20 protein-coding genes and 2 tRNA genes are annotated in these 26,113 nt (G+C 75.2%); 8 read left to right on the top strand and 14 right to left on the bottom strand.

The genetic code is table 11. From position 1 onward, the window contains the following. Nucleotides 1-51: 51 nt before the first annotated feature. The gene (locus tag ACFSJS_RS00520; RefSeq protein WP_380895420.1) at nucleotides 52-1,941 is read right to left on the bottom strand and encodes an AMP-dependent synthetase/ligase; all 1,890 of its coding nucleotides are present in this window, start codon (nucleotides 1,939-1,941) and stop codon (nucleotides 52-54) included. A 448-nt stretch (nucleotides 1,942-2,389) separates the two neighbouring features. After that, nucleotides 2,390-4,267, bottom strand: coding sequence for a translation elongation factor 4 (lepA, locus tag ACFSJS_RS00515; RefSeq protein ID WP_380895417.1), 1,878 nt, complete (start codon nucleotides 4,265-4,267; stop codon nucleotides 2,390-2,392). A 215-nt stretch (nucleotides 4,268-4,482) separates the two neighbouring features. Here lepA and rpsT point away from each other — a divergent pair, with 215 nt between their 5' ends. Then, nucleotides 4,483-4,749, top strand: a complete 267-nt coding sequence (gene rpsT / locus ACFSJS_RS00510; protein ID WP_380895414.1) for a 30S ribosomal protein S20 — start codon at nucleotides 4,483-4,485, stop codon at nucleotides 4,747-4,749. 273 nt (nucleotides 4,750-5,022) lie between these two features. Here rpsT and holA read toward each other — a convergent pair whose 3' ends face one another. After that, the gene (holA, locus tag ACFSJS_RS00505; RefSeq protein ID WP_380895411.1) at nucleotides 5,023-6,015 is read right to left on the bottom strand and encodes a DNA polymerase III subunit delta; all 993 of its coding nucleotides are present in this window, start codon (nucleotides 6,013-6,015) and stop codon (nucleotides 5,023-5,025) included. A gap of 79 nt (nucleotides 6,016-6,094) precedes the next feature. On the opposite strand from holA, the gene ACFSJS_RS00500 reads away from it, so the two are divergent. Then, on the top strand, nucleotides 6,095-6,349 hold the full coding sequence (locus ACFSJS_RS00500) for a hypothetical protein (protein WP_380895408.1): 255 nt from the start codon (nucleotides 6,095-6,097) through the stop codon (nucleotides 6,347-6,349). Between the two features lie 21 nt (nucleotides 6,350-6,370). Here ACFSJS_RS00500 and ACFSJS_RS00495 read toward each other — a convergent pair whose 3' ends face one another. Further along, a complete protein-coding gene (locus ACFSJS_RS00495) occupies nucleotides 6,371-6,895 on the bottom strand; it encodes a DinB family protein (RefSeq protein WP_380895406.1) in 525 nt (174 codons plus the stop codon). Between the two features lie 179 nt (nucleotides 6,896-7,074). On the opposite strand from ACFSJS_RS00495, the gene ACFSJS_RS00490 reads away from it, so the two are divergent. The 3 genes from ACFSJS_RS00490 (at nucleotide 7,075) to ACFSJS_RS00480 (ending at nucleotide 10,207) form a co-directional block, all read left to right on the top strand. After that, nucleotides 7,075-7,464: a pyridoxamine 5'-phosphate oxidase gene (locus tag ACFSJS_RS00490; protein ID WP_380895404.1), complete on the top strand. Its 390-nt coding sequence runs from the start codon at nucleotides 7,075-7,077 to the stop codon at nucleotides 7,462-7,464. 179 nt (nucleotides 7,465-7,643) lie between these two features. Next, a complete protein-coding gene (locus ACFSJS_RS00485; protein WP_380895402.1) occupies nucleotides 7,644-9,173 on the top strand; it encodes a substrate-binding domain-containing protein in 1,530 nt (509 codons plus the stop codon). A gap of 275 nt (nucleotides 9,174-9,448) precedes the next feature. Then, complete coding sequence (locus ACFSJS_RS00480; protein ID WP_380895400.1) at nucleotides 9,449-10,207, top strand: L,D-transpeptidase family protein; 759 nt, start codon at nucleotides 9,449-9,451, stop codon at nucleotides 10,205-10,207. Nucleotides 10,208-10,262: 55 nt separating this feature from the next. Here the strand turns inward: ACFSJS_RS00480 and ACFSJS_RS00475 are convergent, their stop codons facing one another. The 4 genes from ACFSJS_RS00475 to ACFSJS_RS00460 all read right to left on the bottom strand — a co-directional run bounded on the left by ACFSJS_RS00475 (nucleotide 10,263) and on the right by ACFSJS_RS00460 (nucleotide 16,163). Beyond that, complete coding sequence (locus tag ACFSJS_RS00475) at nucleotides 10,263-12,854, bottom strand: ComEC/Rec2 family competence protein (protein WP_380895398.1); 2,592 nt, start codon at nucleotides 12,852-12,854, stop codon at nucleotides 10,263-10,265. Continuing rightward, nucleotides 12,851-13,558 carry a ComEA family DNA-binding protein gene (locus tag ACFSJS_RS00470; RefSeq protein ID WP_380895396.1) on the bottom strand — a complete coding sequence of 236 codons (708 nt, stop codon included), beginning with the start codon at nucleotides 13,556-13,558 and terminating at the stop codon, nucleotides 12,851-12,853. Before ACFSJS_RS00470 ends, ACFSJS_RS00475 begins: the two co-directional genes overlap by 4 nt. A 760-nt stretch (nucleotides 13,559-14,318) precedes the next feature. Then, on the bottom strand, nucleotides 14,319-15,194 hold the full coding sequence (locus ACFSJS_RS00465) for a DegV family protein (RefSeq protein WP_380895394.1): 876 nt from the start codon (nucleotides 15,192-15,194) through the stop codon (nucleotides 14,319-14,321). 168 nt (nucleotides 15,195-15,362) lie between these two features. After that, nucleotides 15,363-16,163 carry a hypothetical protein gene (locus tag ACFSJS_RS00460; protein WP_380895392.1) on the bottom strand — a complete coding sequence of 267 codons (801 nt, stop codon included), beginning with the start codon at nucleotides 16,161-16,163 and terminating at the stop codon, nucleotides 15,363-15,365. Between the two features lie 266 nt (nucleotides 16,164-16,429). On the opposite strand from ACFSJS_RS00460, the gene ACFSJS_RS00455 reads away from it, so the two are divergent. Both ACFSJS_RS00455 and ACFSJS_RS00450 read left to right on the top strand, forming a co-directional pair. After that, complete coding sequence (locus ACFSJS_RS00455; RefSeq protein ID WP_380895390.1) at nucleotides 16,430-17,824, top strand: FAD-binding oxidoreductase; 1,395 nt, start codon at nucleotides 16,430-16,432, stop codon at nucleotides 17,822-17,824. Beyond that, nucleotides 17,821-19,107: a (Fe-S)-binding protein gene (locus ACFSJS_RS00450; RefSeq protein WP_380895388.1), complete on the top strand. Its 1,287-nt coding sequence runs from the start codon at nucleotides 17,821-17,823 to the stop codon at nucleotides 19,105-19,107. The genes ACFSJS_RS00455 and ACFSJS_RS00450 overlap by 4 nt, the downstream gene beginning before the upstream one ends. Before the next feature lie 143 nt (nucleotides 19,108-19,250). Here ACFSJS_RS00450 and leuS read toward each other — a convergent pair whose 3' ends face one another. After that, the gene (leuS, locus tag ACFSJS_RS00445; RefSeq protein WP_380895386.1) at nucleotides 19,251-22,118 is read right to left on the bottom strand and encodes a leucine--tRNA ligase; all 2,868 of its coding nucleotides are present in this window, start codon (nucleotides 22,116-22,118) and stop codon (nucleotides 19,251-19,253) included. A 418-nt stretch (nucleotides 22,119-22,536) separates the two neighbouring features. Beyond that, nucleotides 22,537-22,609: transfer RNA gene (locus tag ACFSJS_RS00440), tRNA-Ala, on the bottom strand. 182 nt (nucleotides 22,610-22,791) lie between these two features. Here ACFSJS_RS00440 and ACFSJS_RS00435 point away from each other — a divergent pair. Beyond that, nucleotides 22,792-24,120, top strand: coding sequence for a glycosyltransferase 87 family protein (locus ACFSJS_RS00435; RefSeq protein WP_380895383.1), 1,329 nt, complete (start codon nucleotides 22,792-22,794; stop codon nucleotides 24,118-24,120). Here the strand turns inward: ACFSJS_RS00435 and ACFSJS_RS00430 are convergent. From ACFSJS_RS00430 to rsfS, 4 genes are all read right to left on the bottom strand, one after another. Beyond that, a complete protein-coding gene (locus ACFSJS_RS00430; protein ID WP_093849089.1) occupies nucleotides 24,099-24,332 on the bottom strand; it encodes a hypothetical protein in 234 nt (77 codons plus the stop codon). The genes ACFSJS_RS00435 and ACFSJS_RS00430 overlap by 22 nt on opposite strands. A gap of 446 nt (nucleotides 24,333-24,778) precedes the next feature. Beyond that, nucleotides 24,779-24,851 (bottom strand) — tRNA-Ala (locus ACFSJS_RS00425). 143 nt (nucleotides 24,852-24,994) lie between these two features. After that, nucleotides 24,995-25,648 (bottom strand): histidine phosphatase family protein, encoded by a 654-nt coding sequence (locus tag ACFSJS_RS00420; RefSeq protein ID WP_380896730.1) that lies wholly within the window; start codon nucleotides 25,646-25,648, stop codon nucleotides 24,995-24,997. After that, nucleotides 25,645-26,064, bottom strand: a complete 420-nt coding sequence (gene rsfS, locus ACFSJS_RS00415; RefSeq protein WP_380895379.1) for a ribosome silencing factor — start codon at nucleotides 26,062-26,064, stop codon at nucleotides 25,645-25,647. The genes ACFSJS_RS00420 and rsfS overlap by 4 nt, the downstream gene beginning before the upstream one ends. Nucleotides 26,065-26,113: the final 49 nt, after the last annotated feature.

Here is a 26,113-nt window from a genome sequence, read left to right as displayed (position 1 = left end):
CGCCCGGCCGGGGGCGGGGCGGCCGGCTCCGCCGGGCCGCCCCGTGCCTCCTCAGCCCTCGCGGGTGCCGGCGTACATCTCCTCGATGAGGTGGCCGAACTCGCGCTCCACCACGGGCCGCTTCAGCTTCAGGCTCGGGGTGAGGTCGCCGTGCTCGACGTCCAGGTCGCGCGGCAGGATGCGGAACTTCTTGACCGTCTGCCAGCGCTGGAGGTCGGCGTTGAGGCGCCGGACGTACCCGTCGACCAGCTCGTGCACCTCGTCGGAGGAGACGACCTCCGTGTAGCTCCGGCCGCCCAGGCCGTGCTCGGCCGCCCAGCCCATGATGGACGGCTCGTCGAGCGCGATGAGCGCGGTGCAGAAGTTCCGGTCGGCGCCGTGCACCAGGATGTTGGAGACGTACGGGCAGATCGCCTTGAACCGCCCCTCGACCTCCGCCGGGGCGATGTACTTGCCGCCGGACGTCTTGATCAGGTCCTTCTTGCGGTCGGTGATCCGCAGGTAGCCGTCGTCCGACAGCTCGCCGATGTCGCCGGTGTGGAACCAGCCGTCGTCCTCCAGGACCTCGGCGGTCTTCTCGGGCAGGTTGTGGTAGCCCTGCATGATGCCGGGGCCGCGCAGCAGGATCTCGCCGTCCTCGGCGATGCGCACCTCGGTGCCGGGCAGCGGCTTGCCGACGGTGCCGGTGCGGTAGGCCTCGCCGGGGTTGACGAAGCTGGCGGCGCTGGACTCGGTGAGGCCGTAGCCCTCCAGGATGTGGATGCCGGCGCCGGAGAAGAAGTAGCCGATCTCCGGGGCGAGGGCGGCCGAGCCGGAGACGCAGGCGCGGAGCCTGCCGCCGAAGGCCTGGCGCAGCTTGGCGTAGACGAGCTTGTCGGCGACCGCGTGCTTGATCCGCAGCCCGGCGGGCGCGGAGGCCGTTCCGGTGCGGCGGAAGGTGTCCTGGGTGGTCCTGGCGTACTCCCGCGCGACCTCGGAGGCCCACGTGAAGATCCTGTACTTGGCGCCGCCGCCGGCCCGCGCCTTGGCGGCGACCCCGTTGTAGACCTTCTCGAAGATCCGGGGCACGGCGGCCATGTAGGTGGGGCGCACCGCCGGGAGGTTCTCGATGATCTTGTCGACCCGGCCGTCCACGGCGGTGACGTGGCCGACCTCGATCTGGCCCGCGGTGAGCACCTTGCCGAAGACGTGCGCCAGCGGCAGCCACAGGTACTGCACGTCGTCGGCCGTCACCAGGCCGGAGGCGGCGATGGCCTTGGCCATGTACGACCAGGCGTCGTGCGGCAGCCGTACGCCCTTGGGGCGGCCGGTGGTGCCGGAGGTGTAGATCAGGGTGGCGAGCTGGTCGGAGCGCAGGGCGCCGACGGTCTCCTTGACGGCCTCGGGGTGCCGCTCCAGGTACGCCTCGCCCCGCTCGCGCAGCTCGTCCAGGGAGAGCACCCAGCCCTCCGGGTCGCCCTCGGCGGCCACCGCGTCCCCCGCCTCGACGACGACGACGTGGGAGAGCTCCGGCAGCTCGGCCCGGCGCTCGCGCGCCTTGGCGAGCTGCCCGGCGTCCTCGGCGATCAGCACCCGGCTCCCGGAGTCGGCGAGTATGTAGGCGGTCTCCTCGGCGTTGGTGCTGGGGTACACGGTCGTGGTGGCCGCTCCGGCGCACAGCACGCCCAGGTCGCACAGGATCCAGTCGACCCGGGTGCCGGAGGCGATGGCGACCCGCTCCTCGGGCCTCACTCCCAGGTCCATCAGGCCCGCCGCGATCGAGAAGACCCGCCGCGCGGCCTCTCCCCAGGTGTAGGAGCGCCACTCGTCGGGCCCCTCGCCGGAGGCGGAGGGCACGGGGTAGCGGTACGCCTCGCCGTCCGGGGTGGCCTCGATGCGCTCCAGGAAGAGGTTCGCCACCGAGGGCGGACGGTTCTCGATCATGGACTGGTGGTCGCTCACAACATCCTCCGGGGCCCGCGACGGTGCAGGGGGTGGCTCCATGGCTCGGTCTACCGGGAGTGCGGGGGGTGGGGAAAGGGGTGCCGGCCCTTTCTGTCTCTGTGCGTGTCCGTGCCTGACGGGTGGTGGGTGGCGGGTGCGGCCGGCGCCGCAGTGTCCGTGCGTACCTGTGCGTACCGGTCTGTGCGTACTGGGTGACTCACGGGTAACAACCGAGCGGGTGATCAGGGTAGGCCGGAAGGCTTCGGCGTGAAAGGGCTTGCGCACCGCTTCCCCGAAGCCGTGACCTCCGCGATACATACCGCACGCGGCTCCTTCCCGCCCGGCCGGCCGCGCGGCGCGGCGGGGACGGCGCACCGCGGCGGGCCCGTACGGGTGAGGGCGCCCGCCCCCGGATGGGGACGGGCGCCCTCGAAAAGGCCGGCCCGGCGGCCGGGCCCGCCTCCCGCTACTTCTTGCCCTTGGCGTCGCCGCCGCCGTCGGAGTCGGAGGAGAGCGCGGCGATGAAGGCCTCCTGCGGGACCTCCACGCGGCCCACCATCTTCATGCGCTTCTTCCCCTCCTTCTGCTTCTCCAGCAGCTTCCGCTTCCGGGAGATGTCACCGCCGTAGCACTTGGCGAGCACGTCCTTGCGGATGGCGCGGACGGTCTCGCGGGCGATGACGCGCGAGCCGATGGCGGCCTGGATGGGCACCTCGAACTGCTGCCGGGGGATGAGCTCGCGCAGCTTCGAGGCCATCCTGACCCCGTAGGCGTACGCCTTGTCCTTGTGGACGATCGCGGAGAAGGCGTCCACCTTGTCGCCGTGCAGCAGGATGTCGACCTTGACCAGGTCGGCGGTCTGCTCGCCGGTGGGCTCGTAGTCGAGCGAGGCGTAACCGCGGGTCTTGGACTTCAGCGCGTCGAAGAAGTCGAAGACGATCTCCGCCAGCGGAAGGGTGTAGCGCAGCTCGACGCGGTCCTCGGAGAGGTAGTCCATCCCCAGCAGGTTGCCGCGCCGCGTCTGGCACAGCTCCATGACGGCCCCGACGAAGTCGTTGGGCGTCAGCACCGTGGCGCGGACCACCGGCTCGTGCACCTGGGCCACCTTGCCGGTCGGGTACTCGCTGGGGTTGGTGACGACGTGCTCGGTGCCGTCCTCCATGTCCACCCGGTAGACCACGTTGGGCGCGGTGGCGATCAGGTCGAGGCCGAACTCGCGCTCCAGCCGCTCGCGGATCACCTCCAGGTGGAGCAGGCCCAGGAAACCGACCCGGAAGCCGAAGCCGAGGGCGGCGGACGTCTCCGGCTCGTAGACCAGCGCGGCGTCGTTGAGCTGGAGCTTGTCCAGGGCGTCGCGCAGCTCGGGGTAGTCCGAGCCGTCCAGCGGGTACAGGCCCGAGAACACCATCGGCTTGGGGTCCTTGTAACCGCCCAGCGGCTCGGTGGCGCCCTTGGAGAACTGGGTGATGGTGTCGCCGACCTTGGACTGGCGGACGTCCTTCACACCGGTGATCAGGTAGCCCACCTCGCCGACGGACAGGCCGTCGGCGGGCAGCATCTCCGGGCTGTTGGTGCCGATCTCCAGCAGCTCGTGCGCGGCACCGGTGGACATCATCCTGATGCGCTCGCGCTTGGAGAGCCGGCCGTCGACGACCTTCACGTACGTCACCACGCCGCGGTAGGCGTCGTAGACCGAGTCGAAGATCATCGCGCGGGCGGGGGCGTCCGCGTCCCCGACCGGGGCCGGGACCTGCCGGACGACCTCGTCCAGCAGCGCCTCGACGCCCTCGCCGGTCTTGGCGGAGACCTTCAGCACCTCCGAGGGGTCGCAGCCGATGAGGTGCGCCAGCTCGGCGGCGAACTTCTCCGGCTGGGCGGCCGGAAGGTCGATCTTGTTGAGGACGGGGATGATCGTGAGGTCGTTCTCCATCGCCAGGTAGAGGTTGGCCAGCGTCTGGGCCTCGATGCCCTGGGCGGCGTCGACCAGGAGGATGCACCCCTCGCACGCGGCCAGCGAGCGGGAGACCTCGTAGGTGAAGTCGACGTGCCCCGGGGTGTCGATCATGTTCAGGATGTGGGTCCTGCCCTCGTCCTCGCCCTGGGTGGGCGCCCACGGCAGGCGGACCGCCTGGGACTTGATCGTGATGCCGCGCTCGCGCTCGATGTCCATGCGGTCGAGGTACTGGGCGCGCATCTGGCGCTGCTCGACGACTCCGGTGAGCTGGAGCATCCGGTCGGCGAGCGTCGACTTGCCGTGGTCGATGTGCGCGATGATGCAGAAGTTGCGGATCAGCGCCGGGTCGGTACGGCTCGGCTCCGGCACGTTCGAAGGGGTCGCGGGCACGCAGGGTCCTGTCGGGTCATGGCTCGGGTTCGATACGTCCCCACCATCGTCCCACGAGCGGCGGTTCCGGTCCGGTTTGGGAGGCCGTCAAGCCTGCTGGTAACCTGACCGACTGTGCCTCATGCCCTCTTGCGGGCGGCCCGCCGCTCGGCGGGGACCGAGGAGGGGACACCGGGCACGGAATCACACTCCAACCCATTCGAGAAGGCTCTTTCGTGGCGAACATCAAGTCCCAGATCAAGCGGATCAAGACCAACGAGAAGGCCCGCCAGCGCAACAAGGCGGTCAAGTCCGAGCTGAAGACCGCGATCCGCCGCACCCGTGAGGCGATCGCCGCCGGTGACGTCGAGAAGGCCACCGAGGCCGTGCGCGCCGCCAACCGCAAGCTGGACAAGGCCGTCAGCAAGGGCGTGATCCACAAGAACCAGGCCGCCAACAAGAAGTCGGCGCTGGCCCAGAAGGTCTCCGCTCTCCAGGGCTGACCCCCGAGGGCCGCCGGAACGGCGGCCCGCCCCGGTGCCGCGTCGGACCGCAGCGGACCCTCTCACCGCTCCGTACCGGCACCACCGCGCCGCACGCGGCCTGCGTTCGCCACGCGGGTGCGGCGCACCGAGAAGTACCGGGCCGAGAGCCTGAAGCGGACCGCCCGCCGTGATCCCCCACGGCGGGCGGTCCGCGTTGCGGGGCGCGTTCCGGTACGCGGGCGGGCCGGGAGCGTCCCGCCACCGGAACGCCCCGGGGGCGCGCCGCCCGCCTCAGCGGGAGCGGGCCGCCCGGGCCACGGTCATCACGGCCTTCTCCAGGGCGTACTCCGGGTCGTCGCCGCCGCCCTTGACCGCCGCGTCGGCCTCCGCCACGGCGCGCAGCGCGGCCGACACCCCGTCGGCCGACCAGCCCCGCGCCTGCTGGCGCACCCGGTCGATCTTCCACGGCGGCATGCCCAGCTCACGGGCCAGGTCGCCCGGCCGCATCCCGCGCGGAGGCGACAGCAGCTTGCCGATGCCCCGCACCCCCTGGGCCAGGGCGCTGGTGACCAGCACCGGGGCCACCCCGGTGGACAGCGACCAGCGCAGCGCCTCCAGGGCCTCGGGCAGCCGGCCCTCCACCGCCCGGTCGGCGATGGTGAAGCTGGACGCCTCGGCCCGGCCGCTGTAGTAGCGGGCGACGACGGCCTCGTCGATGGTGCCCTCGACGTCGGCGACGAGTTGGCCGCACGCGCCGGCCAACTCGCGCAGATCGCTGCCGAGGATCTCCACCAGGGCCTGGCACGCCTCGGGAGTGGCCGAGCGCCCCGCGGCGCGGAACTCGGCCCTCACGAACGCCTGCCGGTCGGCGGGCTTGGTCATCTTGGGGCAGGCCACCTCGCGGGCGCCCGCCTTGCGGGCCGCGTCCAGCAGCCCCTTGCCCTTGGCGCCGCCCGCGTGCACCAGCACCAGGGTGATCTCCTCGGCCGGGGACGCCAGATAGGCCTTGACGTCCTTGACCGTGTCCGCCGCCAGGTCGTGCGCGTCCCGCACGACCACGACCTTCCGCTCGGCGAACAGCGAGGGGCTGGTCAACTCGGCGAGCGTGCCAGGCCGCAGGTCGGCGGGGGCGAGCTCGCGCACGTCGGTGTCGGCGTCGGCGGCCCTGGCCGCGTCGACCACCTCGCGCACGGCGCGGTCGAGCAGCAGATCCTCCTGGCCCACGGCGAGCGTGACGGGGGCGAGCGGATCGTCGGACGGGGACTTCCTGGTTTTTCCGGCCATCGCGGACCAGCATCCCACGAGCCGCCGACAGCCCGCCCCGCCCCCGCGGCCGGTCCGGGGCCTGCCGCAGAATGGGACGGTGACCGACGGACGACACATCCGACACATCCTGGTGCTTCCCGACCGCGACGCCGCCGAGGAGGTGGCCGAGGAGACGGCCGACCGCCTCGGGCTGCCCGAGCAGCCGCGGCCGGTCCGGGAGGCGCTGGCGGGCGAGGACGACGCCGAGGACGCCCAGTGGCTGGTCGTGGTCGAGGATCCGGCGGGCGCCTACGACCCCGCCGCGCTGGAGGCGCTCGCCGGGGAGTACGACGGCTGGCTGGAGCGGGACTGAGACCGCCGGCCGGACGGCGCCTCACGCCCGGCCGGCGGCCCGCAGCAGCCGGAGCTGCCCGATCTCGGCGGCGTTCCTCATCGGTTCGGCGTTCCCCCAGGCCGCCATGTCGGCGACCGAGCGCCCCGAACCGTCCGGCCACGGGAACGGCGCGGCGGCGTCCAGCCCGTCCCCGCCGAGCCCCTCCAGCGCCTCCAGCCAGTCCGCGCGCAGCTCGCGCAGCCACCGGTCGGCGGCCTCCCCGCCCGGCCAGGCGACCCCGGTCCGCGCCCGCGGCGCCCGCCCCCGCGCGTGGTCGGCGGCCGTGCCCCACCACCAGCCGATGTGCCGGCTCAGCCAGGCGATCGTGGGGACGGGTACGGGGTCGGGCTCGGTTTCCGCCCAGTCCGGCACCCACCCGCCGCCGGCGGCCGGACGCACCGTCCAGCAGCGGGGCACGGGCTCCCGGAGGAGGTCCTCGGGCTCCAGGCGCTCCGGGTGGTGCTCGAACAGCGCCCGGGTCAGGTCGGACTGCCGGCGCAGCAGGCCGTGTCGGGATGCGGCCACCGTCCGACCCTGGCACACCGCCGTTCACACGGGGAAACGGTTTGCCGGGCGGCGGGCGCGGCCGGGGGCGGAACAGCCCGCCCGGGGCCTGCGGACCGGACGTCCCACGGCGTACGGACCGGGCGCCGGCCGGCGGCGGCCCGGTGCGCCGGGGACGCCTCCCGGTTGGCCTCCGCCGCATGACGAGCACCCCTCCCGCCCCGCGCACCGCCGAGCAGCGCAGGCGCGACGTACTGGCCCGGCTGGAGGAGGACACGGACGCCCGGGTGTCCACCGCGGGCCCCTGCGGCGCCCCGTGCCTCGTGCCGCTGTCGTTCCTCTGGTACGGGGGCGCGCCGCCGATGTCCACCCGGGGCTCCCGACCCGCCGTCCGCAACCTGAGGGCGGTGCCGCGGGCACGGGTGGCACCGGACCGCACCCGGGACGTGGTCCTGATCGACGCCCGCGCCGGGGCCGTCCCCTCCGGAGAGCTGCCCGCCCGGGAGGCGGCGTTCGCCGCGAAGCCGGGCCGGGATCCGCACGGGCGGCCCGCGTGGGTCTGCCCCCGGCTGCGCGGCCGGGGAGGCTGACGGCCTGGCGCGAGGAGGACGAACCGGCGGGCCGGGAGCTGATGTGCGACGGGGTGTGGCTCACTCGGTGATGAACCCTCGGTGAAGCCTTGGGGCAGGGTGGTTTCCGCGGCGACCGGCGAGCGTACATTCCCCACACCCCCACGTCCCGACCGGCTCGCCAGTAGTGAGGATGCCCCGTGGAGTGGTTGTCCACCGAGACCGTCCTCGGTGCCCTCGGCATCGTCGTGACGATCGCCGTCGTGGCCTACGACCGGCTCCGCCCCGGACGGCGGCTCGTCGGCTACCGGGTGCAGATGGACACCGCGATCGGCGCGGACACCCGGCCCGGCCAGGCCGGCGTCAGGATCGGGCTGTTCGGCGACGACCGGGAGCTGACCGATGCGACGCTGGTGCTGCTGCGCATCGAGAACGACGGCGTCAAGGACATCGGCCAGGCCAGCTTCGAGGCGCCGCTGTGCGCGGTGTTCGAGGGCCGCCGGGTGCTGGGCGTCGCGGTCACCGATCCCAGCCCGCGCGGACTGATGGAGCGCCTGACCACCGACAACGGCCTGCGGTACGAGGACAACCGCGTCCGCATCCCGCCCCTGCCGCTGAACACCGGGGACCACTTCAAACTGCTGGTCCTGCTCACCGGCGGCCCGGTGGGCGGCAAGGTCCACCTGGAGGGGACCCTCAACGAGGGCCGGATCAGGCCCAACCGGCAGCGCCGCGGCGGTCCCCGCAACCTCTACCTCGGGCTGGCGGCGTTCCTCATCCTCATCGGCGGCATCACCGTCGGCACCCGGCTGGAGGGTCCGCCGCCCCCGCTGGAGTGCGCCTCCGGCAACCTCACCGTCCTCGGCTCGACCGCCTTCGCCCCGGTGATGGAGGAGGTCTCCACGGCCTACGAGGCCGACTGCCCGGGAGCGAAGATCACGGTGGAGGCCAAGGGCAGCAACGAGGGACTCCTCGAACTCGACGCCCTGGGCCGCAAGTCGAAGGAGGGGGCCCCCGCCGCCATCGCGATGTCGGACGGCCGGGACCCCGACGACCGCCCGGGACTGCGCGAGCACCCCGTCGCCGCCACCGTGTTCGCGGTGGTGGTCAACGAGCGGACCGGCGTGGAGGACATCTCCCTGGCCGACCTGAAGCGCCTGTACACCGGCGAGATAGACAACTGGTCCCGGCTCGGCGGCGCGGACCTGCCGGTCAGCCTCGTCAGCCGCGACTACCGCTCCGGCACCCGGGGCATCTTCCACGAACGGCTGCTCGACGACCACGAGCCGGCTGCCTCCTCCTCCGACTGCAGGAGGAGGAACGACGCCGACGCCGCGGTGCTGCGCTGCGAGCGCGGCAGCACCCGGCAGGTCCTGGAGATGGTCGGCGCCGTGCCGGGGGCGATCGGATACGCCGAACTCCAGGCGGCGACCGAGGCCGAGAACGTCACCCTGCTGCGGCTGGACGGGATCGCGGCGGACGTCGACGCGATCGGTCCGGCTCCGCGGCGGAGCGGCACGGGGGAGCCGGCCGGTCCGTCCGGCGGCCGCGGGACGTACCCCTTCTGGGGGGTGGAGTACGCGTACACCTACACCCAGCCGCCCGCCGACTCCCTGACCTCCAAGTTCCTGGACTACCTGGGCGGCGGCACCGCGCAGAACGTCCTGCGCACCCACGGCCACCTGCCCTGCGCGGCACCCGGCAACCAGTCGCTGTGTCAGAGGATGTGACGGTACGACACTTCACCGGTAGCGGTGAAGTGCGGCCCCGGTGCGGACTTTTTCCCGGAACGGTGCAACCCGGGCCCCCTTCCGCGGTGTTGGACCGGGTGGGGGGAGAGGGCGCGGACGGGTGCCGGCGGCGGGTACGGCGTCGTGCACCCGCCCCGGGGCGGCCCCGCCCGGCGCCCGTCCCCGGGTTCCGGGAACGGGCGGCGCTCCCCGGCCCCGCCCACCCCGCTCCCTCCGGCTCCATCCCGCTCCATCCGGCTCCGAAAGGTGCTCCCATGCCCACCCGGCCCATCCGCCCGCTCGCCCTCCTGGTGACCGCCGCGCTGCTGGGCGCGCTGTCCGGCTGCGGCGGTTCCGGTGACACCGCGGCCGAACGGCCCGCCCCCACCCACACCCTGGCCGGCGGGCGGGCCCCGGAGGCCTCCGCGGCCGCCGGGACCGGCACCTCCCGGCAGCTGCCGGGGCTCGGCCCGAGGACGCGGGCCCGGGTGCCGGACGACGCCCGCCAGGTGGTGGTGGTCACCGGCGAGGGCCGTACCTCCCCCCACTCCACCGCGGTGCTCCACGAACGGGCCGGCGACGGCTGGCGGGCCGGTGAGCGGTGGCCCGCGCACAACGCCCTGCGCGGCTGGACCGACGACCACCGGCTCGGCGACCTGCGCTCGCCGATCGGGGTGTTCACCCTCTCCGACGCGGGGGGCCTGCTCCCCGACCCGGGCACCGAACTCCCGTACCACCGCTCCGGCGGCTTCACCATCGGCGGCACCGGGTTCGAGGGCGAACCGCTGGCGGGCTCCTTCGACTACGTGGTGGCCATCGACTACAACCGCGAGACGGGCGTCTCCCCGCTGGACTGGACCCGTCCCCTGGGCGACGCGAAGGGGGGAGGCATCTGGTTCCACGTCGACCACGACGGACCGACGAAGGGCTGCGTCACCCTCTCCGAGCCCCACATGAAGGCGCTGCTGCGCGCGCTGGACCCGGCGTCGAACCCGGTCGTCGTCATGGGGGACGCCGCCTCGCTCGCCCGCTGACCGGCGCGCGGCGCCCGCCGGACCCCACCCGCTCACCGCCGGCCGTCCCGCCCGGTCATCCCGACGCCACCACCGTGCCGTCGGCCGTGACGGCCAGCGAGCCGTGGATGTCGGTCCGCAGGACGGCGGCCCCCGAGGCGCGCAGCTCCGAGACCGTCCTCGGGGCCGGATGGCCGTAGGGGTTGCCCTCCCCGCAGGAGACGAGGGCGACACGTGGGCGCAACCGCTCCAGCAGCTCCGGCTCCTGGTGGGCCGATCCGTGGTGGGCGACCTTGAGGACGTCGACGGGCGGCAGGTCCGGGCGGGCCCGCAGCAGGCGCCGCTGGGCCGGGGGCTCCAGGTCCCCCGGGAGGAAGAGCGTCAGCCCGGCGGAGCGGACGAGCAGGGTGACGCTGGAGTCGTTGGCCTCCTCCCCGGACGGCGAGGGCGGGCCGGGCGGCGGGGGCTCCCGGGGCCACAGCACCTCCCAGGACAGGTCGCCCGTCCGGCGGCGCTCCCCCGGCTCCGCCCGCACCACCGGGACCCCCGCCCGGGCCGCCTCGCGCCGGACGGCCGCCGCCCGGCCGGACGGCTCGCCCAGGGCGGTGGTCTGGATCGCCCCGACCGCCCTGCCGCGCAGCACCCCGGGCAGCCCGGCCACGTGGTCGGCGTGGAAGTGGGTGAGCACCAGCAGGGGGACGGTGGTGACGCCGAGCGCGTGCAGGCAGCGGTCGACGGGCTCCGGATCGGGGCCGGTGTCGACGACGACCGCCGCCCCCTCCCCCGCCGCCAGCGCCAGCGCGTCGCCCTGCCCGACGTCGCAGACCGCCAGCCGCCAGCCCGGCGGCGGCCAGCCGGTGAGCGGGCGGACCAGCGGTGCGGGCCGCAGGACCGCCAGGAGCAGCACGGCGGCGCAGGCCGCGCAGAACCAGGGGTGCCGCACCAGCCGTCCCGCCGCCAGGGCCACCGCTCCGACGAGGGCGGCCAGCAGCACCGCCCCCGTCCAGCTTCCGGGCCAGGCGAGCCCGGCGCCGGGCAGGGAGGCGCCCGCGCGGGCGACGGCGGCGATGCCTGCGGTGGGCCAGCCCGCCGCCCGGGCCAGCGCCTCCGCCAGGGACATGGACAGCGGTGCCGCCGCCAGGGCCCCGAAGCCGAGGACGGTGGCGGGCGCCACCAGGAACTCCGCCAGGAGGTTGCACGGGACCGCCACCAGGCTGACGTGCGCGGCCAGGACGGCGACCACGGGCGCGCACACCGCCTGCGCCGCGGCCGCCGCGGCCAGGGCCTCGGCGATCCTGCCGGGCACGCCCCGGCGGCGCAGGGCCCCGCTCCAGCGGGGCGCGACGGTCAGCAGCGAACCGGTGGCGAGGACCGAGAGCAGGAAGCCGAAGTCCCGTGCCAGCCACGGGTCGAGGAGGACGAGCAGCAGAACGGCGGCGGCCAGCGCCGGCAGCAGCGACCTGCGTCTGCCGGTGCCGATCGCCGCGATGGTGATCAGCCCGCAGGCCGCGGCCCGCAGCACGCTCGGCTCCGGGCGGCAGACCACCACGAAGGCTACGGTGAGCAGGGCGCAGACGACCGCCGTGGTGCGCAGGGACAGGCCCAGCAGCGGTGCGGCCCCCCGCCGCTCGGCCCGGGAGGCGGTGCCCGGCGGCCCGATGAGCAGCACCAGCAGGATCGACAGGTTCGCACCGCTCACCGCCAGCAGGTGGAGCATGTCCGTCGTCCGGAAGGCCGCGTCGAGGTCGGCCGGGATCCGCGAGGTGTCGCCGACCACCAGACCGGGCAGCAGCGCCCGCGCGTCCGGCGGCAGCCCGTCGCTCGCCTCGCGCAGCCCCGACCGCAGCTCCCCGGCGGTGCGCTGGACGGCGGTCGGCGCCCCGGTCACCACGGGCGGCCCTCCGGCACGCACCCGCAGCACGGCGGCGGCGTCCCGGCCGCCCGCCCCGTCCTCCCGCGCGGGTGCCAGCCGGGCCCTGACCTCCAGCCGGGTGGTGGGCAGCAGCCCGAGCCAGGCCGGCGGGGGCCGCTCCCCTCCCCCGGCCGCCGCCCCTGCGGCGCCCCGGTGTTCCTGGCGCACCAGCAGGAGAACCGGGGCGCGGGTCTCGGTGACCGTGCCGTCGGACGCGGTGACGCGCACGGTCTCGGCCCGCAGCGCGACCGCGCCCGGCAGCAGGTCGGACCCCCGGACGCGGGGCCGGACCGGACGCGGATCGCCGGTGACGGTCACCTCCGCGGTGACGTGGGCGTACCGCCGGGCCAGGTCGGGCAGCGGACCGCGGTGCACGTCGGCGGCGTGCGCGGCGGCCACCCCGCCGCCCGCCGCGGCGCACGCCAGGGCCATCGCGGCCGCCGTACGCACACCGGCCCGGCCCCGGCCCCGCAGCCGGGCGGGCAGCAGGAGCACCACGGCCAGCAGGGCGCAGGCCGAGGCGCCGGCCACCGCCGCGTGCCCCGGAAGCCCCAGGGCCAGTGCCGCGGCACCCCAGGCGGCCAGGGCGGGTGGAACCAGCCTGAGGTCGGCGGGGCCCTCCGTACGCGGGTGGGCCGCCCCCAGCCGGTGCCCGGAGGCGGCGTGGACCGCCGACCGCGCCGTACCCGCGCCCCGGGCCGCGAGCGAGGCCCGGGGCGCTCCCGGGGGCCTCCGCGCGCCCGCCGGGGCGTTCACGGTCCGACCAGGGGACGCAGGTCCGCGAAGCGGCGCTCGCCGATGCCGTTGACCTCGCGGAGCTCGTCGACGGAGGTGAAGCCGCCGCGCTCGGTGCGGTAGTCGATGATGCGCCGGGCCATGACGGGACCGATGCCGGGCAGCGCGTCGAGCTGGTCGGCCGTGGCGGAGTTGAGGCTGACCGGTGCGCCGGGATGCGCCGCACCGCCGGTGCCGGGGCCGGGCACCGTGCCGGGGCCGGGCGCCGCGGGGGACTCGCCGACGACGATCTGCTCCCCGTCGACCACCGGACGGGCCCGGTTCAGGCCCTGGAGGTCCGTGCCCGGGTGCGCTCCGCCCGCCGCCTCCAGGGCGTCGGCCACCCGCGCGCCGGACGGCAGCCGGTGGACGCCCGGCCTGCGGACCTCACCCGCCACGTCCACCAGCAGCGACCCACCGGTGACGGATGCGGCGGTGGGCGGCGCGGGGTGCGCCGGGAGCGGCGCGGGACGCTGGCGGGAGGCGGACTCCACCGGCGGGGCCTGCACCGTCCGCGGGCGGCCGCTCCAGAAGTGGTGCGCGGCGAGGCCGATCGTCAGCGCCAGGACGACGGTGAGGGCGGCGAGGGCGCGCGGTCTCGCGCCGCACCGCGTCCGCACCCACAGCGGCAGCCGTTCCCCCACCGCCTCCGCCAGCCGCTCGCGCCGGGACAGGCGCGGCCCCAAGGCCCCGTGTGCCCGCTCGGGTACCGGCCCGGTCCCCCGGGCGGCCCGTTCGGGGCCGGACTCCCGTGCGGCTCCCTCCGGGGAGGTGCGCGCCGGTGGACACGGCCGCCCCTCCGCCGCCGCGCGGCGGGCCCGCGCCTGCCGCACCGCCTCGCGTGCGGCGGCCACGGCCTCCGCGCGCGGCAGCGGGGCCGGCGAAGGACCGGCGGACGCGGGCGGCGGGCCCGGCGAAGGACCGGCGGACGCGGACGGCGGGCCCGGGGACGCGGACGACGGGCCCGCGTGGGGCACGCCGGGGACGGGAGCCGGAGCGGAGCGGGAGGGGGCGGGACGGGGAGCGCCCGCAGCCCCGGAGGCACCGGGAACGCCGTCGGGAGCGCGCGGCTCGCGGCCGGGGAGTCCGGACGGCGGGCCCTCCAGCAGCGCCTTGGCGCGCTCGGCCGACGACCGTGCGCCGGCGGCCCGCCGCAGCGCCCGCCCCCGGAACCGCGCGCGCATGCGGTGGCCGGGACCGTCCGGCCCCCGGTGGCGGCCCGGCCCTCGCCTCCGGCCCCGGGCGGGCGGAGGAGCGGACCGGCGGAAGGCCGGGGACGGGCCGGCGGGAGGCGGGGAGACGGAGGAAGGGGAAGGGGAGGCGGGGGCGGGGGCGGGGGAAGAGGAGGCGGAGGGCCGGCGCGGCCCGGCATGCGATCGGATGCTCATGCCGGTCGACGGTAGGAGGGAACGCCCGTCCTCTCCGAAAGCCGCCCCAATCCGTGGATTACCCGTCGGTTGTGGACAACTCCGTCACCTGTTCGAGTGACACCACCACGCCCAGCAGCCCCGGCCCCGTATGGGCACCGATCACCGCCCCCACTTCGCTGACGTGCAGCTCCGCCAGGCCCGGCAGCCGCTCACGCAGGCGCTGGGCGAGTTGGTCGGCCCGGTCCGCCGCCGCCAGGTGGTGCACGGCGACGTCCACGGCGGCCGTGCCCGCCCGGTCCGCCACGATCTCCTCCAGCCGGGCGATGGCCCGGGAGGCGGTGCGGACCTTCTCCAGCAGGCCGATGCGGCCGTCCTCCAGTTCCAGCAGGGGCTTGACCGCCAGCGCGGAGCCCAGCAGCGCCCGGGCGGCCCCGATGCGGCCGCCGCGCCGCAGGTGGTCCAGGGTGTCCACGTAGAAGAACGCCGACGTCCCCTCGGCGCGCCTGCGGGCCGCGGCCACCGTCTCGTCCAGCGTGCCGCCCGCCTCCGCCGCCCTGGCCGCGGCCAGGGCGCAGAAACCCAGCGCCATCGCCACCATGCCGGTGTCCACCACGCGCACCGGGACGGGAGCCTCCCGCGCGGCGGTCACGGCCGCGTCGTAGGTGCCGGAGATCTCCGCCGACAGGTGGAGGGAGACGATGCCCTCCGCCCCCGTCTCCGCCACGGCCCGGTAGGTGTCGGCGAACACCTGCGGAGCGGGCCTGGAGGTGGTCACCGGCCGCCGTCGCCTGAGCGCCTCGGCCAGGGAGCGGCCGGAGATCTCGGTGCCCTCCTCCAGCGCCCGGCCACCGAGCACCACGGTCAGCGGCACCGAGGTGATGCGGTACCTCTCCAGCGCCGTCCGCGGCAGGTAGGCCGTGGAATCAGTGACGATCGCGACATGGCGGGACATGGGGCGGAGATTACCGGGCCCTTCGGCGCGGGAGCGACGCGAGCCGCCCGTGGCAGGGGACGGCGCGCCGGGCCGGCGCACGACCGTTCGCACGGGCGCCGTTCACCGGGGGGCCGCTCTCGGTACGGGACCGGTTCACGGAACGGGCGAGGTGGGCGGCCGGGCCGCTCACGAGGCTCCCTGGGGGCGGCCCTTGTCGAACTCCGGTCCCGGCCCGGTGCCCAGGCCGGTGCCGCGGCCCTGCGGCCACCCCTGCCGGAGGTCCCTGCCGCCCTCGATCTCGGGGGCCCGCCCACCGGAGGTCCCGGAGGTCCCGGAGGAGGTTCCGGACGGCCCGGGTGCTTCCGCGGCGCGCGGCGCGCCGGACGCTCCGGGCACCCCGTCCGCGCCGCCGCCGGTTCCGGGCGCCGCGTCCGGACCGTGCGCCGACGCCCAGTGGCGCAGGGCGCCCGCCTCGATCTCGATCTGCTCGCCGAGGGCGGTCAGCTCCTCCTCGCCGTACCGCTGCGCCCGGTCCTGCGCGGCGAAGCGCAGCGAGTCCGCCGAGGCGCGGATGCGGTCGGCGCGCTCGCGCGCCTCCGGCAGCCGGGCGGCGATCCGGCTCCGGTCCGGCTCGCGCTCCATCAGCAGCCGCAGTTCGCAGTCGAGTTGGCGGGCGTGCTCGTCGAGCCGGTCGAGCAGGCCGACGGCCTCGGCCAGGGAGGTGTCGCGCGCCGCCCCGGCCTCCAGGGCGCGGCGGGTGCTGTCGAGGGAGGCGCGCAGCTCCAGCCGTACCCGGGCCAGCTCACCGACCGGGCCGGGCTGGGCGCTGCGGGCCCGCAGCGTCGTCTCCTCGACGGTGCGGCGCACCTGCCGGCCCGTCCGCTCCACGCCGCGCTTGACCGTGCGCACCGCCTTGACGGTGAGGAACGCGCCGAGTGCCACGAAGAGTACGACGAGCAGGGACACCAGGCCGATGACGAACTCCACAGCTCTGCTCCCTCGTCCGCCGGTGCATCGCCGCCCCCGTCCCGTTCCCGGTGGGGCGGCCGTTCTCCCAGAGTAAACGCGCGGGCCCGGTACGGGGTTCCGGCGGGCCCGGAGCGTTCCCGCACGCGTCCCCCGGGGGTCCGGCGGGTTTTCCGGCCGGACGGCGCCCGCCCGCTCGTCGCCGTGCGCCCGCTGGTCTACCGTCTGTCGGCAGGTCCGCACAGCGCGGGACCGGACACCGGACACAGGATGGTGGTGGTGCGGCGATGACCGTGGTCACGGACCCTCCCGGGAGCCTGGCCGACGACCTGGCCCGCCTCGTGGGACGCGAGCACGTACGGGTGGACGACGGCGCGCTGGCCGCCTACGCACGCGATGCGACGCCCCTGTTCAGCGCCCGCCCCCACGCCGTGGTGCTGCCCGGCTCCGCCGAGGAGGTGGCGGCGGTCCTGCGGTACGCCACGGAGCGGGGCGTGCCCGTCGTGCCGCGCGGCGCGGGCTCCAACCTGTGCGCCGCCACCGTCCCCCTGAGCGGCGGCATCGTGATGGCGCTGACCCGGCTGAACCGCATCCTGGAGGTCAGCCCGGCCGAGCTCCTCGCCCGCGTCCAGACCGGGGTGACCACCGCGGCGCTCTCGGACGCGGCGGCGCGCGAGGGGTTGCTGTACGCCCCCGACCCCGGCAGCCGCACCGTCTCCACTGTGGGCGGCAACGTGGCGACCTGCGCCGGCGGGCTGCGCGGCCTGAAGTACGGCGTCACCCGCAACCACGTCCTCGGCCTGGAGGCGGTCCTGCCCACCGGAGAGGTCGTGCGGACCGGCGGCAGGCTCTGGAAGGACGTGGCCGGCTACGACCTCACCCGGCTGCTGACCGGCTCCGAGGGAACACTCGCGGTGATCACCGAGGTCACCGTGGGCCTGCTGCCCGCGCCCGGGGAGACGGGCACCGGCCTCGCCTACTTCGACTCCCTGGCCGGCGCCTCCCGCGCCGTGGCGGCCGTCATCGCGGCCGGCATCCTCCCGGCCACGCTGGAGTTCCTCGACCGCAAGTGCGTGGCGGCCGTCGAGGAGTTCGCCGGCCTCGGCCTGCGGCAGGACGCGGGCGCGCTGCTGCTGTTCGGGGACGACGGCCCCTCCGGCACGGTGGCCGACGCGCTCGCCCGCATCGGCGGGGTCTGCGCGGACGCCGGGGCGCTGGAGGTCACCCTCGCCGAGGACGTCGCCCGCTCGGAGGCGCTGCTGGCCGCCCGCCGCTGCTCGCTGCCCGCGCTCTCCCGGCTGGCCCCGCTGACGATCCTGGAGGACGCCACCGTGCCCCGGCACCGGCTCGCCGAGATGGTGGACCGCATCGACGGCATCGCCGACCGCCACGAGCTGATGATCGCCACCTTCGGGCACGCCGGCGACGGCAACCTCCACCCCACCTGCGTGCTGGACCCGGACGACGGGGCGGCCGTGGAGCGCTCGCACCGGGCGTTCGCGGAGATCTTCGCCGCCGCCATCGAGCTGGACGGCACCATCACCGGCGAGCACGGGGTGGGTGCCGCCAAGCTGCCGTACCTGGCCGACCGGATCGGGGACGACCAGGTGGCCCTGCTGCGCCGCATCAAACGCGCCTTCGACCCCGCCGGCATCCTCAACCCCGGAAAGCTGGGCTCATGACCGCCGAACAGCATCCCCGCCGGCAGCCCCAGGAGACCGCGGGGTCCCCGGCCCCGCAGGAGCCGGCCCCGGCCTCCGGCCCGGCGCCCGGCCCGCGTCTCGGCGTCTTCGACAAGGAGCTGCTCGACCGCTGCATCTCCTGCGGGTTCTGCCTGCCCGCCTGCCCCACCTACGCCCTCACCGGCCGGGAGCCCTCCTCCCCGCGCGGCCGCATCACGCTCATGCGGGCGCTGGAGTCCGGCGACCTCCCGCCGGACGACCCCACCCTGGCCGAGGAGTCGTCGTTCTGCCTGGGCTGCCGGGCCTGCGAGCCGGTCTGCCCCGCGGGCGTGCAGTACGGCGCGCTGCTGGAGCAGTGGCGCGACCACCAGTGGCAGGGCCGCGGCCGCCCCTGGATCGCCCGGCTGCTGATGGCCCTGGTGTCACGGCCCGCCCTGCTGCGGCTCCAGGGACTCGTCCGCCGCCACGCCCGCTCCGGACGGCGGCCGGGAGCGGGAGCAGGGGCGGAGGCGGGAGCGCCGCAGGCCGCCCGGCGGGACGCGCCGGAAACGGCGCCGGGCCGCCCGGCGGAGCCCGCCTCGCTGCTGCTGGGCTGCGTCGAGCGGGGTCTGTACCCGGCCGTCTCCCGGGCCGTCCGCGCGCTGCGCCCGGAGGTCGGGGTGCCCTCCGGGCAGGGCTGCTGCGGGGCGCTGCACGCCCACAACGGCGACTCCGCCGCCGGTGCCGCCCTGGCCCGCGAGCTCGGCGAACGCCTGCCGGGCACCATCGTGACCACCGCCGGCGGCTGCGCCGCCCACCTCGCCCACCACCTGGGGCGCGACCGCGTGCGGGAGCTGAGCGAGTACCTGGAGCTGGTGGGGCACCGGCCCGCGGGCCGGGTCACGGTCGGCGGCCGCCCGGCGCGGGTCGCCCTCCAGGACTCCTGCCACCTGCGCAACGGGCTCGGCGTGACGCGCCAGCCCCGGGAGCTGATCGCCGCGGTCGCCGAGTACGTGGAACTGCCGAACGCGGGCGGCTGCTGCGGTGCCGCCGGCACGTACTCGATGCTCCGGCCCGCCGACGGCCGGGCCGTGCTGGCCCCGAAGCTGGAGGCGATCGAGGCCGCGGACGTGGACTACGTCGTGGCCGTCAACCCCGGCTGCCTGCGCCAGCTCCGGCAGGGACTGCGGCGCGGCGGCTCGCGGGTCCGGGCCCTCCACCTGGCCGAACTGCTCGCCCTGGCGGCCCGGGAGGCGACGGACGCGAAGGGACGCGGGCAGGGGCCGCAGACGCCCGCCGGCTGACCCGCGTCCGGCGCCCGCCGTCCGCCCCGGAACGCGGCGCCGCGACCGCCGCGGGCCGGGGAACGACGCGCGGGGCGGAGGCCGCCGTCCGGCCCCCGCCCCGCCGCGGCCCGGGCCGGCGGCTCCCGGCTCCGGAGCCGGGCTCAGGCCGGGACGACGTTCACCAGCTTCGGTGCCCGGACGATCACCTTCCGGACTCCCGCGCCGCCCAGCGCGTTCACCACCGCGGGTTCGGCCAGCGCCCTGGCCTCCAGGTCCGCGTCGGGGATGTCGGGGGACACCTCCAGCCGGGCCTTGACCTTGCCGCGCACCTGGACGACGCAGGTCACCGTCTCGTCCGCCACGTACCGGGGGTCCGCGACGGGGAAGCCCGCGTACACGACGCTGTCCTCGTGGCCCAGCCGGTGCCACAGCTCCTCGGCGACGTGCGGGGCCAGCGGCGCGATCAGCAGCACCAGCGGCTCGGCCACCGACCGCGGTACCTCGCGCAACCTGGTGACGTGGTTGTTCAGCTCGGTGATCTTGGCGATGGCGGTGTTGAAGCGCAGGCCCTCCATGTCCTGGCGCACCCCGTCGATCGCCTTGTGCAGCGCCCGCAGGGTCTCCTCGTCCGGCTCGGCGTCGACGACCGACACCTCGCCCGTCGCCTCGTCCACGACGTTGCGCCACAGCCGCTGCAGCAGCCGGTACTGGCCGACGACCGCTCGGGTGTCCCACGGGCGGGAGACGTCCAGCGGGCCCATCGCCATCTCGTACAGCCGCAGCGTGTCGGCGCCGTACTCGGCGCAGATCTCGTCCGGCGTGACGGCGTTCTTCAGGGACTTGCCCATCTTGCCCAGCGCCCGGCTGACCTTCTCGCCCTTGTACCAGTACGCGCCGTCGCGCTCCTCGACCTCGGCGGCGGGCACCGCGATGCCGCGGGAGTCGCGGTAGACGTAGGCCTGGATCATGCCCTGGTTGAACAGCTTGTGGAACGGCTCCGCCGAGGAGACGTGCCCCAGGTCGTACAGCACCTTGGACCAGAAGCGGGCGTACAGCAGGTGCAGCACGGCGTGCTCGGAGCCGCCGACGTACAGGTCGGCGCCGCCGGTCGGCTTCCCCTCGCGCGGCCCCATCCAGTACCGCTCGACCTCGGGGTCGACCAGCCGCTCGCCGTTGTGCGGGTCCAGGTAGCGCAGCTCGTACCAGCAGGAACCGGCCCAGTTGGGCATGGTGTTGGTCTCGCGCCGGTACCGCTTGGGCCCGTCGCCCAGGTCCAGGGTGACGTTGACCCACTCCTCGTTCCGCGACAGCGGGGTCTCGGGCTCGGTGTCGGCGTCGTCGGGGTCGAAGGTGCGCGGGGAGTAGTCCTCGACCTCGGGCAGTTCCAGCGGCAGCATCGACTCGGGCAGCGCGTGGGCCACGCCCTCCTCGTCGTAGACGATCGGGAAGGGCTCGCCCCAGTAGCGCTGCCGGCTGAACAGCCAGTCGCGCAGCCGGTAGTTGACGGTGCCCTCGCCGATGCCGCGCTCGGCCAGCCACTCGGTCATCCGGCTCTTGGCCTCGGTCACGCCCAGGCCGTCCAGCGACACCTCCGCGCCGGTGGAGTTGATGATCGTCGCCTCGTACGAGGCGAAGGCGTCGTCCCAGGCCGACGGGTCGGTGCCGCGGCCGTCGGTCGGCTCGACCACGCAGCGCATCGGCAGTTCGAAGGCGCGCGCGAAGGCGAAGTCGCGGCTGTCGTGCGCGGGGACGGCCATGATCGCGCCGGTGCCGTAGCCCATCAGCACGTAGTCGGCGATGAAGACGGGGATCCGCTCGCCGCCGGCCGGGTTGACGGCGTAGGCGCCGGTGAAGACCCCGGTCTTCTCCTTCGCGTCGGCCTGCCGCTCCACGTCCGACTTGGACGCGGCCTGCCTGCGGTACTCGGCGACCGCCTCGGCGGGGGTGGCGTGGCCGCCCGTCCACGCCTCGCGGGTGCCCTCGGGCCAGGCGGCGGGCACGATCCGGTCCACCAGGCCGTGCTCGGGCGCCAGGACCATGTAGGTGGCCCCGAACAGGGTGTCCTGACGGGTGGTGAAGACGGTGATCCGCTCGTCGCTCCCCACCACGGGGAACTCGATGCGGGCGCCCTCGCTGCGGCCGATCCAGTTGCGCTGCTGCAGCTTGATGGCCTCGGGCCAGTCCAGCCCGTCCAGGTCGCGCAGCAGCCGCTCGGCGTAGGCGGTGATGCGCATGTTCCACTGGCGCAGGTTCGCCTTGAAGACGGGGTAGTTGCCGCGCTCGGAGCGGCCCTCGGCGGTGACCTCCTCGTTGGCCAGGACGGTGCCCAGCCCGGGGCACCAGTTGACCGGCGCGTCGGAGGCGTACGCCAGGCGGTAACCGCCCAGCACGTCGGCCCGCTCGGCCGCGCTCAGCCCGCTCCAGGGCCGGCCGTCCGGCGTGGGGCGCTTGCCGCTCTCGAACTGCTCGACCAGGTCCTCGATCGGCCGGGCCCGGTCCGCCTCCTCGTCGTACCAGGAGTTGAAGATCTGCAGGAAGATCCACTGGGTCCAGCGGTAGTACTCCGGGTCGATCGTGGCGAAGGAGCGGCGCCGGTCGTGGCCCAGGCCCAGCCGCCGCAGCTGGGCCTTCATGTTCTCCATGTTCGCCTCGGTCGACACCCGCGGGTGGGTGCCGGTCTGCACGGCGTACTGCTCGGCGGGCAGGCCGAAGGCGTCGAAGCCCAGGGTGTGCAGGACGTTGTGGCCGGTCATCCGCAGGTAGCGCGCGGTGACGTCGGTGGCGATGTAGCCCAGCGGGTGCCCGACGTGCAGGCCGGCCCCCGAGGGATAGGGGAACATGTCCATGATGAACCGCTCGGGCCGGGCCACGACCTCGGGGTCCCCGGCCAGGTCGCCGGCGGGGTTGGGGGCCTCGTACGTGCCGTTCTCGTCCCAGAAGTCCTGCCAGCGCGCCTCGATCTCGGCGGCCAGCGCGGCCGTGTAGCGATGGGGGGCCGCGGTCTCCGCGGCGGCGGTGGTCTCGCTCATCGTCCTCTAGCTCCATCGGTCGTCGTCTGCTCGCGGGAAGCCGGAAGGGCGGCGCAGAGGCCCCTTCCGTCCGTAAAACAAAAGACCCCTCACACAGGAGGGGACGCCGCGCTGGTTCCGGCCCCACCGGAACCGGGGGGTCGGCGCTGGTTCAGCGCGGCCCGCTAAGCAGAAGGCGTACGGCACGCATGGGGCCAGGGTACCGCAAGGCCCTTCCCGCCCCGGCGGCAGCCCGCGGGCCGGACGCGGGCCGCGCACCCCGGCGCTCCGCCCCCGGGCCGGCGGCCGCGGGCGCCACCGGCCCGGACGGGGACGGGACGGCGGACGGGGCCGCGGCCGCGGGCACTGCTGCGGGCGCGGCTGCGGCTGCGGACGCACGAGAGCGGGCCGCCCGTACGGACGGCCCGCTCTCCGAGTGTGGAGCTAAGGAGAATTGAACTCCTGACCTCTTGCATGCCATGCAAGCGCTCTACCAACTGAGCTATAGCCCCTGGTTCGTCCTCCGCGGTCCCCCGCGGCGACGTCGTCTACTTTACACGCCCCGGACCGCTCTTCGCCAAATCCCGTAACGAGTGGGTCACGGCGCTCCGGGTACTGTCGGTCCTCCGCCCGTTCGCGCGTGCCGCGCGCGGGCCCGCCCCCGCGTCCGCACACCGCATGCCCGGAGCCGCCCGTGAGTACGCTGCAGTTGACCGTCGGCCGCCGCTTCCCCGCGGTCAGGGCGTATCTGCAGAGGCGGTCCGTCCGGATCGCCGCGGTCGTCTGCCTGCTGTCCTTCACCGCCTTCCTGACGGCTCAGCGGGCTGCGGACGTGTCGATGATCGACCTGATGGTCTACCGGACCGAGGGCTGGACGGCCCGCACCGGCGGCGACCTGTACGCGATGCGCGCCACCCACGCCGAACTGCCGATGACCTACCCGCCGTTCGCCGCGCTGCTGTTCATGCCGCTCACGCTCGTCGGCGTGCCGGAGATGCGGTTCCTGGCCACGGCTGCCAACCTCGTCCTGCTGGTCGCCCTGGTCCACCTCTCCCTGCGGCTGGTCGGCCGCCCGCTGGCCCTGCCGCGCCCGGCGGCCGTCCTGGCGGTGTCGGCGGCCGCCGTGTGGTGCGAGCCGGTGTGGACGACGCTGCGGTACGGGCAGATCAACCTGCTGCTCGCGGTGCTGGTCCTGTGGGACCTGTCACGGCGCGCCGACCACCGCTGGGCGGGCGTGGGCATCGGGGTGGCGGCCGGGATCAAGCTGACGCCCGCGCTGTTCGCGGTCTTCCTGGCCCTGTGCGGGCTGGTGTGCGCCTGGCGGCGGCTGCGGGGCCCGGACGGCGGGGCGCGGCGCGGCGTGTGGAACCACTGGCTGCGCCGGGCCTCGGTGGCCGCCGCCACGTTCGCCGGGACGGTGCTGCTGGCGGCGCTGGTGCTGCCCCGGGACTCCCGGACCTTCTGGACCGACGCGCTGTTCTCCCCGGAGCGGGTGGGCCGCGTGGAGGACACCGCCAACCAGTCGCTGCGCGGCGCCCTGGCCCGGCTGCTGCACACCGCCGACCCCGGCTCGGCGTGGACGGCCGCGGCCGCCGCGGCGGCCGCGGCCGGGCTCGCCGTCGCGGTGGCCGCCGCGCTCGCCGGGCCGCGCCGGCTGCCCTCGGCGCACGCCTGGGCCGTCGTCTCGGTCGCCTGCACGGCACTGCTGGTCAGCCCGGTCTCCTGGTCGCACCACTGGGTGTGGTGCGTGCCGGCCGTGCTGCTGCTCGGCTCCGAGGCGCTGCGCCGGAAAGGCGCGCTGTGGTGGGCCGGCGCGGGAGGGACGGCGCTGCTGTTCTGCTCGTACGCGCTGTGGTGGGTGCCCCACGGCTCGGCGGAGCGGCTCGAACTGCGGCAGAACGGCGTCCAGATGGCGCTGTCGGCGGTCTATCCGGCGGCGGGCGCGGCGGTGCTGCTGCTCGCCGCAGCGGCGGTGGGTGGCGCGCTGCTGCGGGGCCGGCCTCAGGCGGCGACGAAGGAGTAGAAGCGCTTGAGGGTGCAGTGCTCCTCCAGCAGCCGCCCGTAGATCGGCTCGCCCTCCAGCTCGCGGTAGGTCTCGATCGGATCGCCCTTGATGATCAGCGCCCGGGCGCACTCGACACACCAGTACTGGTAGGCCGTGTTGACCGGCTCCATGTCGCGGACGATCGGGGTGCCGCTGCCGCACCAGTCGCACTTCCTGCTGTGAGCACCCATGTCCGTCAGCCAACTCCAGCCGTGACCGCAGGCGTGCGCACGTGGGGATTACCTCCGCTGTCCCTGCCGTCGTCGATGTCTTCGGTCTCTTCGGTGGTGTTCGTTCTCCGGTGGTCCCGTCGGCCCGTCGTCCCCGGCGCTCCCGGCGGACGCTCCGACGGAGCCTCCCCCGTGACCGGGCCGGACCGCCGGACACGCGGCTCCGGATCCCGCGGCGGCCCTCCCCCGGGCCTTCCGCCGGTCCGCTTGCGCGGGACGGACGTCCCGTCCGGCGGTCCGATTGTGCCACGTCACACACCTGTGCAGGAGGGCGCGAAGACGTCCGCCCCTCGTTCCGCTTCCCGCTCGCGGCCGGCCCGCCGGGAGGGGCCGGGACCGCGGGGCACGGCGGCCGGGAACGACTGAGGCCCCGCATCCTGCCGGATGCGGGGCCTCGTGTGACGCTGTGGAGCTAAGGAGAATCGAACTCCTGACCTCTTGCATGCCATGCAAGCGCTCTACCAACTGAGCTATAGCCCCATCGCTCCGGCTCCGCCGTTCTCACCGCGGTGCCGTGAACGGGAAGAAGCTTAACCCGTGGCCTGCCCGAATGCGAAATCCGCCTCCGGAACCGGCCGGGGCAGCCCCTGGGGACCGGCCCGCGGCCGGGCGACCGGTCCGGGTCAGACGTCGTCGCCGAGGACGGGCTGGGGCAGCGTCCCGGCGTTGTGCTCCAGCAGCCGCCAGCCGCGGGCGCCCTCGCCCAGCACGGACCAGCAGCAGTTGGTCAGCCCGCCCAGCGCCTCCCACGACCGCGGCTCCAGACCGATGAGGCGGCCGATGGTGGTGCGGATGGTGCCGCCGTGGCTGACCACGACCAGGATCCCGCCGTCGGGCAGCTTGTCGGCGCTGCGCTCCACGACCGGCGCGGCCCGGTCGGCCACCTCGGTCTCCAGCTCGCCGCCGCCGCGCCGCACGGGCTCGCCGCGCTTCCACGCGGCGTACTCCTCGCCGTACCGTTCGACGATCTCCTCGTGCGTCAGCCCCTGCCAGACACCCGCGTACGTCTCGCGCAGGCCCTCGTCGCAGGTGACCTCCAGGCCGGTGAGCGCCGCCAGCTCGGCGGCGGTGTCCACGGCCCGCTTCAGGTCGGAGGCGATGATCGCGTCCGGCCCGAGCGCCGCCAGGAGGCGGGCGGCGCGGCGCGCCTGCTCGACGCCCGCCTCGGTCAGCTCGATGTCCGTGGTGCCCTGGAAGCGGCGTTCGAGGTTCCACGCGGTCTGGCCGTGCCGCCACAGCACGATCCGGCGGCCGCGTCCCGCCACACGCCCGTTCAGCTCAGCTCACCGTCCCCACTCGCGCCCTCCCCGCCCTTGCCCCGGGTCGCCTCGGCGTCCTCGGGCAGGGCGATCTGCGGGCAGTCCTTCCACAGGCGCTCCAGGGCGTAGAAGACCCGCTCCTCGCTGTGCTGGACGTGCACCACGATGTCCACGAAGTCCAGCAGCACCCAGCGGCCCTCGCGCTCGCCCTCGCGGCGCACGGGCTTGGCGCCCTTCTCCTTCTGCAGCCGTTCCTCGATCTCGTCGACGATCGCCTTCACCTGGCGGTCGTTGGGCGCGGAGGCCAGCAGGAAGGCGTCGGTGATGGCAAGCACGTCGCTGACGTCGTAGGCGACGATGTCGTGGGCGAGCTTGTCGGCGGCAGCCTGGGCTGCTGTGCTGATCAGCTCGATGGAGCGGTCCGTGGCGGTCACAGGCAGAGCTTTCGGTCGGTGGTCTACAACCCTTCTAGGGTCTCACGAA

The sequence above is a fragment of the Streptomyces desertarenae genome, from assembly GCF_042681365.1.
GTDB lineage: Bacteria > Actinomycetota > Actinomycetes > Streptomycetales > Streptomycetaceae > Streptomyces > Streptomyces desertarenae.
Note: the sequence above shows the minus strand (reverse complement) of the source record. Positions and strands in the feature narration are given on the sequence as shown.

Bases quoted from the DNA above. Each gene is read 5' to 3' on its own strand.
- ACFSJS_RS00455 (WP_380895390.1), top strand. From the start codon at position 16,430: ATGACCGTGGTCACGGACCCTCCCGGGAGCCTGGCCGACGACCTGGCC.
- holA (WP_380895411.1), bottom strand. From the start codon at position 6,015: ATGGCCGGAAAAACCAGGAAGTCCCCGTCCGACGATCCGCTCGCCCCC.
- ACFSJS_RS00450 (WP_380895388.1), top strand. From the start codon at position 17,821: ATGACCGCCGAACAGCATCCCCGCCGGCAGCCCCAGGAGACCGCGGGG.
- ACFSJS_RS00430 (WP_093849089.1), bottom strand. From the start codon at position 24,332: ATGGGTGCTCACAGCAGGAAGTGCGACTGGTGCGGCAGCGGCACCCCG.
- ACFSJS_RS00490 (WP_380895404.1), top strand. From the start codon at position 7,075: ATGACGAGCACCCCTCCCGCCCCGCGCACCGCCGAGCAGCGCAGGCGC.
- leuS (WP_380895386.1), bottom strand. From the start codon at position 22,118: ATGAGCGAGACCACCGCCGCCGCGGAGACCGCGGCCCCCCATCGCTAC.
- ACFSJS_RS00465 (WP_380895394.1), bottom strand. From the start codon at position 15,194: ATGTCCCGCCATGTCGCGATCGTCACTGATTCCACGGCCTACCTGCCG.
- ACFSJS_RS00480 (WP_380895400.1), top strand. From the start codon at position 9,449: ATGCCCACCCGGCCCATCCGCCCGCTCGCCCTCCTGGTGACCGCCGCG.